Raw genomic sequence first — 16,024 nt, 5'->3', positions numbered from 1 at the left:
TTTTATTTATTCGCCACGATTCTCGGCCGCTTCCCTTTCCAGCCGCTTGCGCGTCTTGAGCGGGATATAGTTGCAAAACGGCTCTTCGGCCAGGTAGTCGCCATACACCGCATCGGCACGGGCGCGACAGCCACCGCAAACATTGATGAACTCGCATTCGCCGCACTTGCCCTTGTATTTGGAGAAGTCGCGCAACTCGTTGAACACCTTGGAGTTGAACCAGAGATCCTTGAACGGGATCTGCTTGACGTTGCCCACCGAGGAGTGAAAGTAGGAACAGGGCTTGAGGTTACCGAAACAGTCGATCAGACAGATGGACTGGGCGGCAATACAGCCCTTGCCGCCGCCGGTGGAAAAGGTCAGGCTGCGGCGTTTGAAATCCACCCCTTCGGCCTTGGCCATCTGTGGCACAATACGGTAATAATGCGGTGCGCAGGTCGGCCGCATGAGGATCTCGTCCTCGCGCTTTTCCTGCTCGTAGTGCCATTTGAGAATGTCCTCGTAATCCTCCTTCGATACCAGTTCGTCCATGATCTCCTCGCCGCGGCCGGTCGGCACGATCATGAACATGTACCAGGCCGTCGCGCCCAGCTGCTTGGCCAGACGGAAGCAGCTACCGATATCGTGCTGGTTGCGCTTGGTGAAGGATGAGTTGATGAGGAACTTGATGCCGTTGCGGCGCAGGGTTTCGGCTGCCCGCACCACGCCGTCGAAGGCACCGGCACACTGACGAAAATCGTCATGAATGGCGGCGGTGGAGCCATCGAGCGACAGCGACACCATCTTCAGGTCGGCCGATTTCATCTCGGCGCAGACGGCATCGGTGATCAGGGTGCCGTTGGTGGCCATGCACATGCGCAGCCCCCTAGAGGTGCCGTAGCGGGCAATGTCGAAGATATCCGGCCGCATCAGCGGCTCGCCGCCGGACAATACCAGCACCGGCTTGGACACCTCGCAGATGTCATCGATCAGCCGGTAGGCCTCTTCGGTGGTGAAATCACCGGCCGCCGCCGCCAGATCCGACGAGCAGCGGCAGTGCACACAGCTGAGGTTGCAGCGTCTGGTGCTCTCCCAGGCGATCCATTTGGGAATGAATTGTTGTTCAGCGGCCATGGTACTCCTCCGGCAGACGGCGCCCCACCGCAGTGGCCAGCTCGGGCGCAAGAAAGGGCGATCTTACCCGAGTTTCCCCCCTCTGGCAACTATTGCCGCCCGCACCAGCGCCGGAGCAGCCAGTTACGAACGTCGCAGCCGCGCGCAGCTTACAGCAACGTCGCCATTGGTATGTTGCTGCGCCGCCATCAGTCTACACTGTCTGCGGGATGCAGCCAGGCCTCCACGCGCTGGCACAGTTGCGGCCAGGCAGGGCCAAGACGCTGCTGCAGAAAGGTCAGCAGCAGACTGTCAAACAGTTGCAGCCCCTCGGCCAGCACATGCAGCCGTTCATAAAACAGCCCCAGCTGCTCATTTTCCACCGCGCCATCGCGTTCCAGCCGAACCGCCGGACAGCGGAAGGAGCCAAACTGAAACAGTTCGGCCTTCAGCGTCAGACGCCAGGCCTGTTCCCCCCGCTCGAAATGCAGGGTCGCCTCGATGATCTGCTTGTCCTGTCGCAGGGCACTGCAGACCTCGTCAAAATTGTCCTGCGGCCCGACCACGGTCACCTTCTGCACCCCGCTCTGGACCGCGCCAGCCAGCAGCAACCGATCATCCAGCCAGGCCCGAAAGGCGGTACCACCGGCTGCCGGACCAGGGCGCTGCACGGCATAGAGACTGCTGCCCTGAGTGGTCTGATACATCAACCAGCGCAGAAATTCCCAGCCGAGCCAGCGGTTGCGCTCAATCTGTTCGACCACCGAGGCATCGGCCGGCGCCTGATCCGCCGCCGCCAGGGCATGCGTCAGGTCCGCCGAGAGAATCTGCCGCGCCCGCGCCAGCGGATGCACCAGCACCAGCCGCAAACCGGTAAAGGTTTTCTGGAACAGGTCGGTCGCCACATCGAGGGTACTGGCAGCCAGATGACACAGAAACAGCCGGCCGCTGGGCAGGTGCCAGAGGACATCGTACACCGCCGGCGTTGGCAGTACGCGCGTCAGCAAACGGGCGCGCACCTGTTCCTTGAGTTCTTCGTTACGCTCCTTCGGCACCCGCTGGAAGGTCGGGTTCTCGGCCAGAAAACGCTGCTGCGCCCGTGCTAGTTCAGCCCGCACCAGCGCCGCGGGCAGACGGCGCTGATCGCGCCGCAGGGAAAAACAGACGTATTCGTCGCGCCACCAGTCGGTATTGCCGGCAAACTCGCTGCACTGGAAGTCATCCAGGGTCACCCAGCCCAGCGCCTGCTCTTCACCGCTGTGTTCGATGGAACGAAAAGCGAATTGCTGCAATTGCTCACCGATCCAGGCGGCCCGTTCGGTCGGACTGGTGGCTGCTGCCGGGAAATCGCCGACAACATCGAAGGGACAAAGACTCACGGTATTGGAAAGCAGACCCATGGCTGCCAACCTCCTGTCGCAATGAGTAATCAGACACAAAAAAAACCGGGACAGGCCGGAAACAGATCGACCGTCAGACCGTTGGGAAACCGCCTGCAGAGCCCAAGGATGGGCGACCAAAATCAACTACTCACATGTAACAGCTTGATTTTGTTAGAAAAACAGAAATCGCAGTTTCGATTTGCATCGTTGGAAAGTAAAAAAAGCGCGTGAAAGCGCGCCCTGTCAGGCAGCCGGCCAGCCGCCTGGGGAGCCCCCAGCGCTGCACCATAGCAGGGGGCACAGTATGTTCTTCGTTCGCCGGTCAGTCGTCGCTGAAACCGATAGCCGAGACCGGGCAGGCCGGGATGCAGAGACCGTCGAAATCACAGCGTTCGGCCAGCAATACGGCGCGGCCGTTACGCAATTCGATGGCATCTGCGGGGCAAACCGCAACACAGTTGCCACAGCCGGTACAGCGCTCGGCGTCAATCACAATGGTCATGGCAGCCTCCTGACATAGACAGCGGGATGGCGCAAGACGGGGCGTCGCGAGGCGCGGCACCGTCCAAGGGCCGGTAAGCATACACCGGAGCGGGGGCGGGCCGTCAAGGCCTGATACGTGCCACCGGTTGGCGGCGGTGCTGTTCCTCGCGGCCATGTTGCAACGCCAGCCAGAAAAACCCGGTCGGGAAGAACAGCAACAGAAACAAACCCGGCGCACTGAGCTGGCGCCAGGCCAGCAACAGGGGCACCAGGCTGTAAAGTCCCAGTCCCAATGGCAGCCAGGCCCGCCCCGGCCCGGCCGGCAGCAACCGTTGCCAGTCGGCCGCGCTGCCCTGCTTGGGCGTGCGGACAAACTCGCCGCCACGGCGCACCAGCCCGGTGAGCGCCGCCCAGGCCAACCGCGGTGCCAGCCCAAGGGTCAGCAGCGGAATCAACGGCACGAAAGGCAGCAGCGACCACTGCCGCCGCTGCCAGGCGTGGCAGAAGAAATAGGTCAGAATAGCGCCGGTGGCCAGTAAAAACAGTGTCAGATCAAGCGGCCAGAAGCGGTAGCCATCGGCCTGCAACCGCCACAGCACCGCCGGCAGCACCGTCAGGGCGACCAGCGTGCCGCACAACCAGCCAAGATTGGCCAGCAGATGAGCGGTGGCCTCGATCTTCACCGGGCGGGGCAGCGTTGCCCGCCAGATCCGCGGCAGGATTTTACGCGCCGTCTGCAACGAGCCCTTGGCCCAGCGCTGCTGCTGGCTGCAGAAGGCCGCCAGACTGTCCGGCAGTTCCGACGGCACCGCCAGCGCATCGACATAGACGAAACGCCAGCCGCGCAACTGAGCGCGATAGCTCAGATCAAGATCCTCCGTCACCGTGTCGGCCTGCCAGCCACCGGCATCCTCAATGGCCTGCCGCCGCCAGATACCGGCCGTGCCATTGAAGTTGAAGAAAAGACCGCGGCGATAGCGCACCTGGTGCTCAATGCCAAAATGCGGCCCCAGCAGCAGGGCCTGCAAACGGGTCAGCCAACTGGCTTCACTGTTGAGGAACGCCCAGCGGGCCTGCACCAGCGCCACGGCCGGATCGGCGAACCAGGGCAGCAGCCGGCGTAAAAAATCCGCCGGTGGCACAAAATCGGCGTCGAACAGGGCAATCAGCTCACCCTGGGCCGAGGTCAGACCGGCCGCCAGGGCGCCGGCCTTGTAGCCCTGTCGCCGCGTGCGCCGCAGGATCTCGAACGGCAGGCCCCGCTCACGCCAGAAAGCGACCCGGGCCGCCACCAGCGCGGTGGTCTCGTCCGTTGAATCGTCCAGCACCTGAATCTGCAGCCGCTCCGGTGGCCAGTCGAGGGCCGCCACGGCATCGAGCAGACGCTCGACCACACAGGGCTCGTTATACAGCGGCAACTGCACCGTCACCAGCGGCAAGGATCCATGCCACTGGGGCACTACCTGCGGATGACGCAGCAGCTGGCGCCAGCGCCACAGCAGCCAGAGACGATGCAGACCATAAAGGGTCAAGGCCAGCAGGGCAGCAAGATGCAGCCCGGCACCAATCAAAATCACAGAGTTCATCATGGCCGCCTGCTATAGCACGGCGCCGCGGCGAAATCCAGATGGAATGAAAACTATCAGGATGGCCGATCAAAAACCAAAGACGGTATCGGAATAAGCGATTGGCAAAATCACCATCCCACATGCTATGTTCCCGTCGTTTACGCACCCGGCCAGCACCCGCCTTCTGCCACAGAATTCATGCTGCGGACCTCCGCTCCGCTGCCGGGAGCCTTTCAATCCACGGGAAGAACTGAAGGAGAGACCCCATGAAGCAATCACCCCATCGAATGGCCCGCCTGCTGTCGCTGACGCTTCTGTTGCTGCTGTGCGCCAGCAGCAGCCTCTGGGCCGGCGCCTGGACTCAGCCCAAGGGCAAGCTCTACACCCGCCTGGCCTACAGTGAATACGAAGCCAACCGTTATTTTTATCAGGACGGCACCACCAAAGCCTTTGCCCCGAATGATGTTTTCAAAAACCAGCGGCGCGACTTCGATTATGATGAACAGACCTGGTCGTTCTACAGCGAATACGGCCTGCTGGAGGATCTGACCCTGATCGGCTCCTTCGATTACAAGGAAACCGAATGGACCTATCAGGAACGCGGCCGCAAACTGGTGAACGGTGTCATGACCACCTTCAGCAACGGTGTCGACAAAACCGCCAAAACCAGCGGCCTGGCCGATATCAATGTCGGCCTGCGTTATCGCCTGCTGGCCTTGGACGCTGGTGCCCTGTCACTGCAGGCCCTGTATAAAAGCGGTGAGGCCTACGATGAAAAAGATCAGGATCTGGCAACGGATATCCAACTCGGCGACGGGCAGGACGACATTGACGTGCGGCTGCAGTTCGGCCATTCCCTCTATCCGCTGCTGCCGGGCTACTTCAATGTCGAGGCCGGCTACCGCTGGCGCACCCAGCAATACGCCGATGAATTCGTCTATCTGCTGGAGGCCGGCTTTGACCTGAGCCGCGCTCTTTATGTCCGCACCAAGCTTGATGGCAATGCCCATGTCGGCAACGGTGACTCCGGTCCCACCGGCAAATTCACCGAGGTCGATTCCAACCCCTACGAAACCGATCTGGGCAAGCTGGAAATCACCCTGGGCTACAAACTGCTGCCACAGCTGATGCTCGAAGCCAGCTACTTCAACGAACTCTACGGCGCCAGCACCACCAAGGGTGAAACCTGGTCGCTGGCCCTGGCCGCCAGCCTGTTCTGAGCCCGGCCCGGCCACAACAGGCCCCGAAAGACCGCAACAGGCGCACCGTTTTTGCCGGTGCGCCTGTTTGCTCTTCCACAGGACAATGACCCTTCCCATGCCAACAACCGCCCCGCGCATCGCACTGATCATTCCGGCCCACAACGAGGCCGAATCCCTGCCAACCGTTCTGCGCCGCGTTCCGTCCTGCATCAGCCAGGTTTTGGTAGTCGATAACGGCTCGACCGATGACACTGGCGTCCTGGCCCGTGCTGGCGGTGCCAGGGTGGTGCGCGAGGAACGGCTCGGCTATGGCTCGGCCTGTCTGGCCGGCATCGCCGCCCTGCAGGGCGAGCCGCCAGAGCTTGTCGCCTTCGCCGATGCCGATGGCAGCGACAACCACCCCCAGCTGCAGCTGCTGGCACAGACCCTGGCCGAAGAGAATCTCGATCTGGTGCTGGCCCAGCGGGTGCCAAAGAACCGCGCCGCCCTGAGTCTGCAGCAACGCTTCGGCAATGGCCTGGCCACCTGGCTTATCAGCCTGCTGTGGGGTGGCAACTACCAGGATCTCGGCCCCATGCGTCTGATCCGCTGGTCGGCCCTGCAAGACCTGCAGATGCGCGATGCCGGTTACGGCTGGACCATCGAGATGCAGATCAAGGCCTTGCAACAGGGTCTGCGCATACGTGAAATCCCCCTGCTGTATCTACCGCGCCTGGCCGGTCAGTCCAAAATCAGCCGCACCCTGCGCGGCGTGGTGCGCGCCGGCAGCACGATCCTGTGGATCGTCGCGCGCGAGGCCTGGCACGACCGGCGTCAGATCGGCTGGCGCCTGTACCGCCGCAGCAGGGCCGCCATCAGCGCCAGCATCAACGCCATGGCCGGCGCGCTGAAGATGTAAGCCGCCAGCCGCGTGCTTTCCTGCCACTGGCCGTGAAGGGCATAGCCGGTCACCACCTGGTAACCCAGCAGGCCCGACCAGCCCAGCACGAAGGAAGCCAGCCGTACCGGCGGCGGGGCCAGCGGCGCCAGCACCAGCGGATAGAGCAGGTACCAGGGATGCAGGGTGGGCGTCAGCAGGGCGAAGGCCAGCAGCAGAACCGCCGCGGCCTGCCCCAGCGCGACGGCCGGCTGGCCGGCAGCCTGTCGCAGCCACAACAGCAGCCCCGCCAGGATCAGCAGCAGCAGGGTCGCCAGCAGCAGCCGGGCCGTCAGCCCATCAGCCAGCAGCGCGCGCAACAGACGAAAAGGCAGAGCGGCAAATTCCCAGTGGCGGGCATACTGGCCAAGGGTCTGCAGGCCATTGCCCAGTTCCGGCCAGAACAGGCCAGCCGGCAGCAGTACAGCGCCAGCGGCCACCAGCCCAAACAGCCAGCGCCGGCCCGGCGCCAGCGCTACCAGCAGCAGAGGCGCCAGCAGCAGAGGCACCAGCTTGATTCCCCCCGCCAGGGCCAGGGCCAGACCGCTACCCGCCACGGCGCCCGGCGCCGCCCGGCCCGGGGCGGGCAGCAACAACCACAGGGCCAGCAGCAGCAGCGGCAATGCGGCCAGGTCCAGGTGGGCCGAAGCCGCTCCTTCAATCACCGCCAGCGGATGCCAGCCATACAGGGCCGCCAGCGCCGCCGGCTGGCCGACACGGCGCAGCAGCGCCATCAGCAGCCCCAGGGTTGCGATGTCGCAAGCCAACAGCAACAGCTTCCAGCCCAGCAGGGAACCGCCGGCCAGCGCGAACAACAACTGGGCCACGGGCGGATAAAGGGTCACCAGCTGGGGATGATTGATCAGCGGCTGCCACTGGGCGGCCAGCGGCGAGGACGGCACGGCCAGCGCCGGCGGCAGGGCATAGGGGTTGACACCTGCAACCAGTTGCAGGCCATCCCACAGATAGCGGTACAAATCATCGGACAGCTGGGGCGGGCGCGGCACGAACAGCAGCCGCAGCAACACCGCCGTCAGCAGAATCACTAACGGCCAGCAGCGCCAGCGGGCGCGCGGCAAGGCGGCCAGAAAACCGGCCAATGCCAGCACGGCCACTGCGCTGGCAGCGGTCATTTCCACCAGCGCCAGGCGCAGATCGTTCTGGCGCGCCAGCATCAGAAAGGAAACCATGATGACCAGCATCAGCAACAGCAATGCCATATCGGTCCCCAGTCCAGCAGCATTCCCGGCCTGGCCGGGGCGAAGTTTCTGTTGTCGTGTTCTGTCCATGCTGTCCCTGTTGCTTCTGCCTCTGACGGCTGGCGCCGCCGAGGGGACGAGCTTCCAACTGCAGCGCCTTGATGTCAGCACCGCTCTCGAACGTGCCGACCTGATCCGGCTCGATGCCCGCCCCCGCAGCCACTGGCAGCAGGGCCATCTGCCCAATGCCTTGTCCTTCAGTTGGGAGGACTATAGCAGAACCGACCCAGACGGCGTCAAATACCGCGTCTGGCCACCAGCCGAGCTGGCGGCGGCATTGGGTGCCTGCGGCATCGACGAGCACAGCGCCCTGCTGCTCTACGGCGATGGCGACAGCAGCTGGGGCGGCGAAGGCTGGCTGGCCTGGCTGCTGGCCTGGCTCGGCCACCAGGGGCCGGTCTATCTGCTTGATGGCGGCATCCAGGCCTGGCAAGCCGCCGGCGCGCCGCTGAGCCAGGAGATTGCGCAACCCGCCGCGACAAAAACCTATCAGGTCACGCTCAACCGCGCCCTGAACTGCAGCGCCAGCGATATTAAGCAGCGCGGGACCACCTGGCAGTTGGTGGACACCCGCAGCTATTTCACCGAATGGCTGCCCGGCCACCTGCCCGGCGCCGTTCATCTGCACTGGGAAAAGTTCTTCCAGGGCGCCGACCGCCGACCGCTTGACGCTTCTCAGCTGCGCCAGCTGCTGCGCGCCCAGGGTATTGATCCGCACCAGCCGGTTGTGTACTACTGCACCGGCGGCATCCGCTCGGGTTATGCCTGGATGGTGCACCAGCTCGCCGGCTTGCCCGCCGCCATCAACTTCGAAGGAGGAACCGAGGAATGGGCTGCCCGCAATCACTGACCTGGAGCGATCCAACGCAAACGCGCCAAGACCTTGATCACCTGCTGGACCATGTCACCAGCGGCTGCAGCGAATGCGGTGCCTGCGTGCGCAACTGCGCCTTTCTACAGCACTATGGCAATCCGGCCCAGCTGGCCCGTCAGCTGCAGCAGGACGAAGAACCGGCGTTGGCAGCGACCCTGGCCTTTTCCTGCAGCCTGTGCGGCCTGTGCGACACCCTGTGCCCCGAACGCCTGAGCCTCAGCGCCCTGTTTCTGCAACTGCGCCGAGTGGTCGTGATCGACCAGCCGCAGATTCTACGGCGCTTTCGGGGCCTGCGCAGTTATGAAAACCTCGGCACCTCGAAACGGTTCACCTGGCATGCCCTGCCCGATGGCTGTCAGACGGTTTTCTTCCCCGGTTGCGCCCTGGCCGGCAACCGGCCGGCTACCGTCTGGCAGTTGTATCAGCAGCTGCGCCGCCAGCAGCCGACCCTCGGCCTGGTCCTCGACTGCTGCACCAAGCCCTCCCACGACCTGGGCGATCAGCAACGCTTTCATCAGCGGTTCGGACAGCTGCGTGATCTGCTGCTGGCCGGTGGCGTCACAACGGTTCTGACCGCCTGCCCCAACTGCTACGAGGTGTTCCGCCGCTATGGCAACAGGCTGCAATGCCATTCGGTCTACGAGGAATTGGCCCGTCAGCCGGCCTTACTGCCCGGCCCACCAGCCACAGCGACACCCGCACGGACGGTGACCATCCATGATCCCTGCGTCAACCGCCAGGCCCTGCCGGTACAGCAGGCGGTACGCCAGCTGCTGCAGCAGCGCGGGCTGAAAATCGAGGAAATGCGCAACAGCGGCCGCACCACCCTCTGCTGCGGCGAGGGCGGTTGTGTGATGGCCAGCGCACCACAGCTGGCCCTGAAGTGGCGCGACCGTCGCGCCGAACAGGCCCAGGGCCGACCCCTGGTAACCTACTGCGCCGGCTGCATGGAGTTTCTGCGACCCGTCAGCAACTGCTGCCATGTGCTCGATGTGCTACTGCAACCAGCGGCAGCCCTCGACGGCAACCTTAAACCCGTACCTTCCCTGTTGCGCTACAAAAACCGGCTGAGCCTGAAGCGCCGCGCCAGGCAACAGATTCAGGCCCCCCATGCCCAGGAGCGTCCCATGTCTGACCCTGCCGCCCGCCCCGCCGCCACCGGCCGGCAAAAACTCGTCCGTCTGGCCGTGCTGGCCCTGTTGATCGGCACCATCGTGGCCCTGCGCGCCAGCGGTCTGCTCGACCAGTTCGATCCCCAACAGCTGCGGCACAGCATCGCCGGTTATGGCCTGTGGGCTCCGCTGATCTTCATGCTGCTCTACAGCCTGGCACCGGTGTTCTTTTTGCCGGGCCTGCCCCTGACCCTGCTGGGCGGCATCCTGTTCGGACCGATCTGGGGCGTCGTCTACACCCTGAGCGGCGCCACCGCCGGCGCCAGTCTGGCCTTTCTGGTGGCGCGCTACCTCGGGCGCGACTGGATCGCCACCAAGCTGACCGGCGAACGCTGGCAGAAACTGGATGCCGATGTCGCCCGCCAGGGCTGGAAGATGGTCGCCTTTACCCGGTTGATTCCGCTGTTCCCCTTCAACCTGCTCAACTACGCCTTTGGTCTGACCAATATCCGTTTCAGCCATTATGTGCTGACCTCGGCGATCTGCATGGCCCCCGCCACGGTGGCCTATATCGCCCTGTCAAGCTCGCTCACCGATCTGCTGCGCGGCACCCTGACCACCGAACTGCTGGTCGGGCTGGTGTTGCTGGTGTTGCTGGCCCTGTTGCCCCTGGGCTGGAAGAAATGGCAGGCGCGGCGCCAGTCCAGGCCATGATCGCGCTGGACCGGGCGACACGGCTGGTCGGGCTGCTGCTTGGTGCCGGACTGTTCTTCAGCCCAGCCCTGGCCGCGACCAGCGCACCGCTCCAGCTGCAACTGCACAGCAAAAACCCGACCACCTGGCAATCACAGCCCCAGGGCGGCCAGGCCGACCTGTGGCTTGATCTGGCCAAAGGCGACTTCCGCCTCAGCGCCACCAGCCTGCAACCCCACCAGCATTATGGCCTGATCTGCCACAACAACCAGGGCCGCGCCAGCCGCGGCTACTGGTTGGCCAGCGGCCGCAGCGATGCTGCGGGCAACCTGCAGCTCAACGGCCGCTGGCACCTGTGGCAGGCCAAGGTCTGGCTGGTGCTGGCCGACGACTTGACCGGCCAGCCCGGTGATCAGCAGCCTGACGGACTGCGGCGCTGGCGACCGCAGGACTACCTGTTTGAAAGCCGTCAGCTACCGCTGGCGGCTCTGCCAGTGCCGCGCTGAGCCGCTGGCCGATTCTTGCTTTGACCCGGCTGCGGCGGGCGGCCTATACTGCCGCTTCCACCGCCTAACCGGGAGCCGCACGTGACCCTATCAAGCCCGCCCGACCTCAAGGATCTGCTGGAAAAAATCAACAGTTACGGCAAGGAAAGCATCGAGGACATCCTCCATGTGCTGGCGCAATCGGTCAGCCTGCTGACCGGCCTGAGCCGTTGCCGCATCTATCTGGAAGACCTGACCAAGGGCCGGCTGGTCTGCGCCCAGGCCAGTGGCCGTCACAGTCAGGAACTGCTGGCCATGAGCTTCCCCATCAGCACCGGCGGATTCCTGATCTCGCATGTCTACAGCAGTCAGGAGGAGATCCTGCAGGAGGACATGGGCGCGCTGGAAGCGGTCGAGTCGCGGGACATCGCCCGCCGTTTTCATATCCGCGCCAGCTGGCTGCTGCCGCTGGTACATGCCGGCCGCTCCATCGGCGTGCTCTGCGTCGACAGTGGCCGCGTCGGCCAGCTACCGCCGCAAGACCGCCAGCAGCAGCTTAAAACCCTGCTGCAACAGGTTATCCCGACCCTCGACATCGCCCGTAAATACCACCAGCAATTGCTGCTGGCGCGCCGCATCGATGAAGGCAAGAACCGCGAGGCGGCCCTGTACATGATGAAATCAGCTGTCCATCTGGTGGAGAACCTGACCCTGGCGTCGGTGCTGGTGCCCTCACCGCTGTCCGCCGGCAACCGGGCCCAGGGGCTGCAGATTCTGGCGTCCTATTCCGAGCAACCCAAGGCCAAGAAGGTTTACGAAGACGAGCAGCTCATCAGCCTGAGCCAGGGGGAATCGCTGCTGTCGCGCTACATCGCCGACGACGGCACCATCATCGACGAACGCTTTCTCGAACCGCTGTACTTTTCCAATCTGGCCGCCGAACCGCTGCAGAAACGTTACCTGACCGAGGAACTGGGGCTCAAATCGCTCTATGCCGTACCGCGCTATGCCCCCCACAGCCGCCGTATTCACTGCGTGGTCAATTACTACAGCGACAAGGATCACAATTTCACCGAGTTCGAGCGCGGTCTGCTTGACGCCCACGCCGAAATGGCCGAGCGGGTCATCCGCGAGATCGGCGGCGAGCACATGGAGATTCAGGTGCTGGCCGAGATCAACGATCTGCTGCAGGAACGCTTCGACGGCCTGCAACCCTTCCTTAATCGCGTGCTGTCGAAGGCCACTGAACTGATCGGGGCCGATACCGGCAGTATCGCGCTGGTGCGTGAACAGGAGGACGGCATCTGGCTGATGGTGGAAGACAGCGACGGCACCATCATCGGCGCCAAGAGCAAGGAATGGCTGAAGAAAAACATTCCACCGATCCGCGTCGGTGGCCATGAACTGCCACCGGAACAGCGCAGCCTGACCGGTCTGGCAGCCTTCAGCGGGCAGGCCAAGCTGGTGGCCAACACCGACGAGGTGGGGCCGCAGGATTTCTATCGGCCGATCACCAGCCATGTAAAAAGTGAACTGGCCGTCCCCATCCTCAGCGACGACAAGGTGGTCGCTGTCATCTGTCTGGACAGCTTCCGGCCCCATTACTTCACCGACGAGCATCGCCGCATCCTGCGCATCATCGAACGGATGATCGCCCGCTACTTGGTCGACCTGCAGCAGATCGCCGCCCTCACCGACGAGGTCCGCCAGCTGCGCCGCGACGTAACCTACAAAGACCCGAAGATTTCCTCCTACAAACTCGGCAACATCATTGGCAATTCGCGCAAGGCCGGCGAGGTGGTCAGCTTTATCCAGACGGTCACACCGCTGGTATTCAACCGGCTGCTGTCCTGGCTGCGCAACAGTGCCGAAGACAATGCCCTGGGACTACCCTCCATCTTCATCACCGGCGAAACCGGCAGCGGCAAGGAATTTGTTTTCAACAACATCTATTCGCGCCTTAACGAGATGTACCAGACCCAGCTGCGCAACGGCCGCGAGCTGCCGGTCAAAAAAACCAATATCGCCGCCTACAGCGGTGATCTGACCTATTCGGAGCTGTTCGGCCATAAACGTGGCGCCTTTACCGGGGCCCATACCGACCGCAAGGGCATTCTCGAAGAAGCCCACGGCGGCGTGGTCTTCCTTGACGAGATCGGTGACGCCGATCCCAAAACCCAGGTCCAGCTGCTGCGTTTTCTCGACAACGGCAGCTTCGTCCGCCTGGGGGAAAACCAGACCCGCTTCGCCCGTGTGCTGCTCATCGCCGCCACCAACAAGGATCTGCCACAGCTCATCGCCCGCGGTCTGTTCCGCGAGGATCTCTATCACCGGCTGTCGGAACTGACCCTGGAGATTCCGTCCCTCAATGAACGGCGCGAGGACATTCCCGACCTGAGTACCCACTTTCTCGGCAAACTCTACCGCGCCTACAAGCATCCGGACGACCGCGAGGACGAACCGCCCCAGCTCAGCAGCAGCGCCCAGCAGCTACTGAAGGAACATCATTACAGCGGCAATATGCGCGAACTGCGTTCGATCCTGCTGCGCGCCCTGTTCTTCAGTCGCGGCAAGATGATCGGCGCCGACAATATCCGTCGCGCCCTGGCCACCCGCCCCGATCCTGTCGACACCAGCGAACCACACGGCGCCCTTAACCGCCAGCTGGCCCAACAGCTGTTCGACCGCATCGTCAACGGCGAGGAAAACTTCTGGACCGCCGCCTACGAACCCTACAGCCGCAATCGGCTGGCCCGTGACACCATCACCGACATCATCGACTTGGCGCGCCAGCGCGGCGCCCGCACCATGCCCCGCATCGCCGCCCTGCTGAAGGCCTGCGACCCGGCCAGCGAAGACGCCGAACAGCGCAAGCTGTTCTACCGCTTCAAGAATTTCCTCTACAAAACCATCCGCATCTGAGCCGCCGATGACCGCCCTTGATCCTACCCGTTTGGTGCTGGTGCTGGTCGAACCCCAGCAGCCCGGCAATATCGGCGCCGCCTGCCGCGCCATGGCCAATTTCGGCGTCCAGCAGCTGCGGCTGGTCAACCCGTGCAACCACCTTGCGCCCGAGGCCGTCAAGTTCGCCGTCAGCGCCAGCCCCCTGCTCGGCCAGGCCGAGCGGTTCAGCGACCTACCTGCCGCCCTGGCCGATCTGCATTTCAGTGTGGCCCTGACCCGCCGCCTTGGGCGGTTGCGCGGTCAGCCCGAAGAGCTGCCGCGCCTGCCCGGCAAGCTGGCCAGGCTGCCCAGCGCCAGCCGCATTGCCCTGGTCTTCGGCCGCGAAGACATGGGCCTGACCACCGCCGAGCTCATGGCCTGCAGCTCTGCCGCCACCATTGCCACGCCGGGCGACAAGGGTTCTCTCAATCTGGCCCAGGCCGTGGTCGTCACCCTGTACGAACTGACCCGCTCTGGCCCTGCCGTGGTCGATACGCCAGCCGCGGCGCTGGCGCTGCCCAATCATCAGCAGATCGAAAGCCTCATGCGACCCGTGGAAGAATTGATCGACCGCATCGGTTACAGCAATCCCAGCCGGCCCGAGGTGATCCCGGCCGCACTGCGCCGCCTGCTGGCGCGGGCACTGCCCGACCCGGCAGAGATCAACCTGCTGCGCGGGCTGGTGGAGCAGCTGTCACAGAGCGTGCAGGACTGGCCGGGCAAACGGCGCGGCTGATTGCTGCTGGCCATCACTCCACCCCAAAGCTCTGCCGGAGCAGCCTGGGAAGTAGCAACCATGCCAACGAGTTGGTGCCTCTGTTTGTCCGTGGCTTTGGTGCGAGCACTTTGCCGAACTGCTCAGTGGCACCGATAACAACTTTGCTGCCTATTCTCCTGATGGGATCACCAGTGGCTTCGATAGCCGCTATGTGACTATACGGATCTCTTCAAGGTGTACAAACAGGTCACCGCACCGCCCTCTGACCCGCTGGGCCATAAAAAAAGACAGGCTTCTGTGGGGAAGCCCGTCTTTTTTTATGGCTGAACCGGTTGGCAGCAGCACCACTGCCGGGGTGTTGTTACACCCCCATCACAGATAGGTGCGGGCGCCAACGTAACGTTTGCGGTAATAGCTGTCATCCAGGCGGGAAACCGCCACCGGTTTGCCGCGCCGGGGCGCATGGATAAAACGGCCGTCGCCGACATAGATACCAACATGGGAAATGCGGCTGCCGCTGATGGCGAAAAACACCAGATCGCCCGGTCGCAGCTGGGCGCGAGGGACAGGGCGGCCGACGCGGTATTGCTCACCGGAACTGCGCGGCAACTCCAGTCCATTAAGGCGGTAAGCCGTCAAGGTCAGACCACTGCAATCAAAACCATTTTTTTCCGACATGCCGCCATAACGGTAGGGCGTACCGAGAAAGCGCTGGGCCGTGACCACCAGTTCATGCCGCAGACCCAGGACCGGCTCCGGCTGCCGCAACAGCGGTGCCGTCTGCGGTGCCACGACATAGAAATCGGCGATCAGATCCTGGCGCTGCAGACGCTCGGCTTCAGCCCGGGCGGTAGCCGCCGAAGGATAGTCGCCAAAACGCACCCGGTACAGACCGGCGTCGGTTTCAACCGCCTGGGCATCGCAGCCAGCATCGGACAACTGCTGCGCCAGCCGTTCGGCGTTGTCCTGCCGGGAGAAGGCGCCGACCTGAATGCTGTAACCCAGCAACTGCACCGCCGGCGGTTCGACAATCGCAGCCGCTGAGGCCTCGTCCACCGCCACCTCAGCCGGCACTGCGGCTGCGGCCTCCGTTAGCACAACCAGCGCCTGCGACGGTTCAGACGCTACCGCAGCGGTAGCCGCCTTTTTTCCGTTGCTGTCAGCGACCGGCGTGGTCGGCAGGACCACCCCTGCTGTTTTTTCCGCCATGGGAATCGGCGCCATACAGCCAACCAGCCCGCTGGACAGACCAACAAGCAGCAGCAGGATTTGGGCAACATTCCTCATCGGCATACCT

Annotated in this window: 13 protein-coding genes; 7 read left to right on the top strand and 6 right to left on the bottom strand. The window is 63.7% G+C overall.

Annotation, left to right across the window (positions count from 1 at the left end; all coding sequences use genetic code 11):
• Positions 1–6 precede the first annotated feature (6 nt).
• The 4 genes from BLR80_RS01260 to BLR80_RS01245 all read right to left on the bottom strand — a co-directional run bounded on the left by BLR80_RS01260 (position 7) and on the right by BLR80_RS01245 (position 4,543).
• The gene (locus tag BLR80_RS01260) at positions 7–1,113 is read right to left on the bottom strand and encodes a radical SAM/SPASM domain-containing protein (protein WP_092075453.1); all 1,107 of its coding nucleotides are present in this window, start codon (positions 1,111–1,113) and stop codon (positions 7–9) included.
• Between the two features lie 188 nt (positions 1,114–1,301).
• The gene (gene rdgC, locus BLR80_RS01255; protein WP_092075451.1) at positions 1,302–2,492 is read right to left on the bottom strand and encodes a recombination-associated protein RdgC; all 1,191 of its coding nucleotides are present in this window, start codon (positions 2,490–2,492) and stop codon (positions 1,302–1,304) included.
• 304 nt (positions 2,493–2,796) lie between these two features.
• On the bottom strand, positions 2,797–2,976 hold the full coding sequence (locus BLR80_RS01250; RefSeq protein WP_092075449.1) for a ferredoxin family protein: 180 nt from the start codon (positions 2,974–2,976) through the stop codon (positions 2,797–2,799).
• Positions 2,977–3,079: 103 nt separating this feature from the next.
• Positions 3,080–4,543: a glycosyltransferase gene (locus BLR80_RS01245; RefSeq protein WP_245691273.1), complete on the bottom strand. Its 1,464-nt coding sequence runs from the start codon at positions 4,541–4,543 to the stop codon at positions 3,080–3,082.
• A 248-nt stretch (positions 4,544–4,791) separates the two neighbouring features.
• Between BLR80_RS01245 and BLR80_RS01240 the strand changes: the two genes are divergently transcribed.
• Entirely contained in the window at positions 4,792–5,745 is a 954-nt protein-coding gene (locus BLR80_RS01240) for a hypothetical protein (RefSeq protein WP_143012059.1), read from the top strand.
• A 97-nt stretch (positions 5,746–5,842) separates the two neighbouring features.
• Complete coding sequence (locus tag BLR80_RS01235; RefSeq protein ID WP_092075443.1) at positions 5,843–6,625, top strand: glycosyltransferase family 2 protein; 783 nt, start codon at positions 5,843–5,845, stop codon at positions 6,623–6,625.
• Here BLR80_RS01235 and BLR80_RS01230 read toward each other — a convergent pair.
• Positions 6,541–7,863, bottom strand: coding sequence for a hypothetical protein (locus BLR80_RS01230; protein WP_143012058.1), 1,323 nt, complete (start codon positions 7,861–7,863; stop codon positions 6,541–6,543). The genes BLR80_RS01235 and BLR80_RS01230 overlap by 85 nt on opposite strands.
• Here BLR80_RS01230 and BLR80_RS01225 point away from each other — a divergent pair.
• The 5 genes from BLR80_RS01225 to BLR80_RS01205 all read left to right on the top strand — a co-directional run bounded on the left by BLR80_RS01225 (position 7,832) and on the right by BLR80_RS01205 (position 14,745).
• Entirely contained in the window at positions 7,832–8,752 is a 921-nt protein-coding gene (locus tag BLR80_RS01225) for a sulfurtransferase (protein WP_092075438.1), read from the top strand. The genes BLR80_RS01230 and BLR80_RS01225 overlap by 32 nt on opposite strands.
• Positions 8,731–10,602 (top strand): VTT domain-containing protein, encoded by a 1,872-nt coding sequence (locus BLR80_RS01220; protein ID WP_092075436.1) that lies wholly within the window; start codon positions 8,731–8,733, stop codon positions 10,600–10,602. The genes BLR80_RS01225 and BLR80_RS01220 overlap by 22 nt, the downstream gene beginning before the upstream one ends.
• Positions 10,599–11,087: a hypothetical protein gene (locus tag BLR80_RS01215; protein WP_143012057.1), complete on the top strand. Its 489-nt coding sequence runs from the start codon at positions 10,599–10,601 to the stop codon at positions 11,085–11,087. The genes BLR80_RS01220 and BLR80_RS01215 overlap by 4 nt, the downstream gene beginning before the upstream one ends.
• Before the next feature lie 81 nt (positions 11,088–11,168).
• Positions 11,169–13,988 carry a GPMC system transcriptional regulator gene (locus BLR80_RS01210; RefSeq protein WP_092075432.1) on the top strand — a complete coding sequence of 940 codons (2,820 nt, stop codon included), beginning with the start codon at positions 11,169–11,171 and terminating at the stop codon, positions 13,986–13,988.
• A 7-nt stretch (positions 13,989–13,995) separates the two neighbouring features.
• Positions 13,996–14,745, top strand: coding sequence for an RNA methyltransferase (locus BLR80_RS01205; protein ID WP_092075430.1), 750 nt, complete (start codon positions 13,996–13,998; stop codon positions 14,743–14,745).
• A gap of 354 nt (positions 14,746–15,099) precedes the next feature.
• Here the strand turns inward: BLR80_RS01205 and BLR80_RS01200 are convergent, their stop codons facing one another.
• Positions 15,100–16,014 (bottom strand): NlpC/P60 family protein, encoded by a 915-nt coding sequence (locus tag BLR80_RS01200; RefSeq protein ID WP_245691271.1) that lies wholly within the window; start codon positions 16,012–16,014, stop codon positions 15,100–15,102.
• Positions 16,015–16,024 lie beyond the last annotated feature (10 nt).

Source organism: Desulfuromonas thiophila (assembly GCF_900101955.1).
GTDB lineage: Bacteria > Desulfobacterota > Desulfuromonadia > Desulfuromonadales > Desulfuromonadaceae > Pseudodesulfuromonas > Pseudodesulfuromonas thiophila.
Note: the sequence above shows the minus strand (reverse complement) of the source record. Positions and strands in the feature narration are given on the sequence as shown.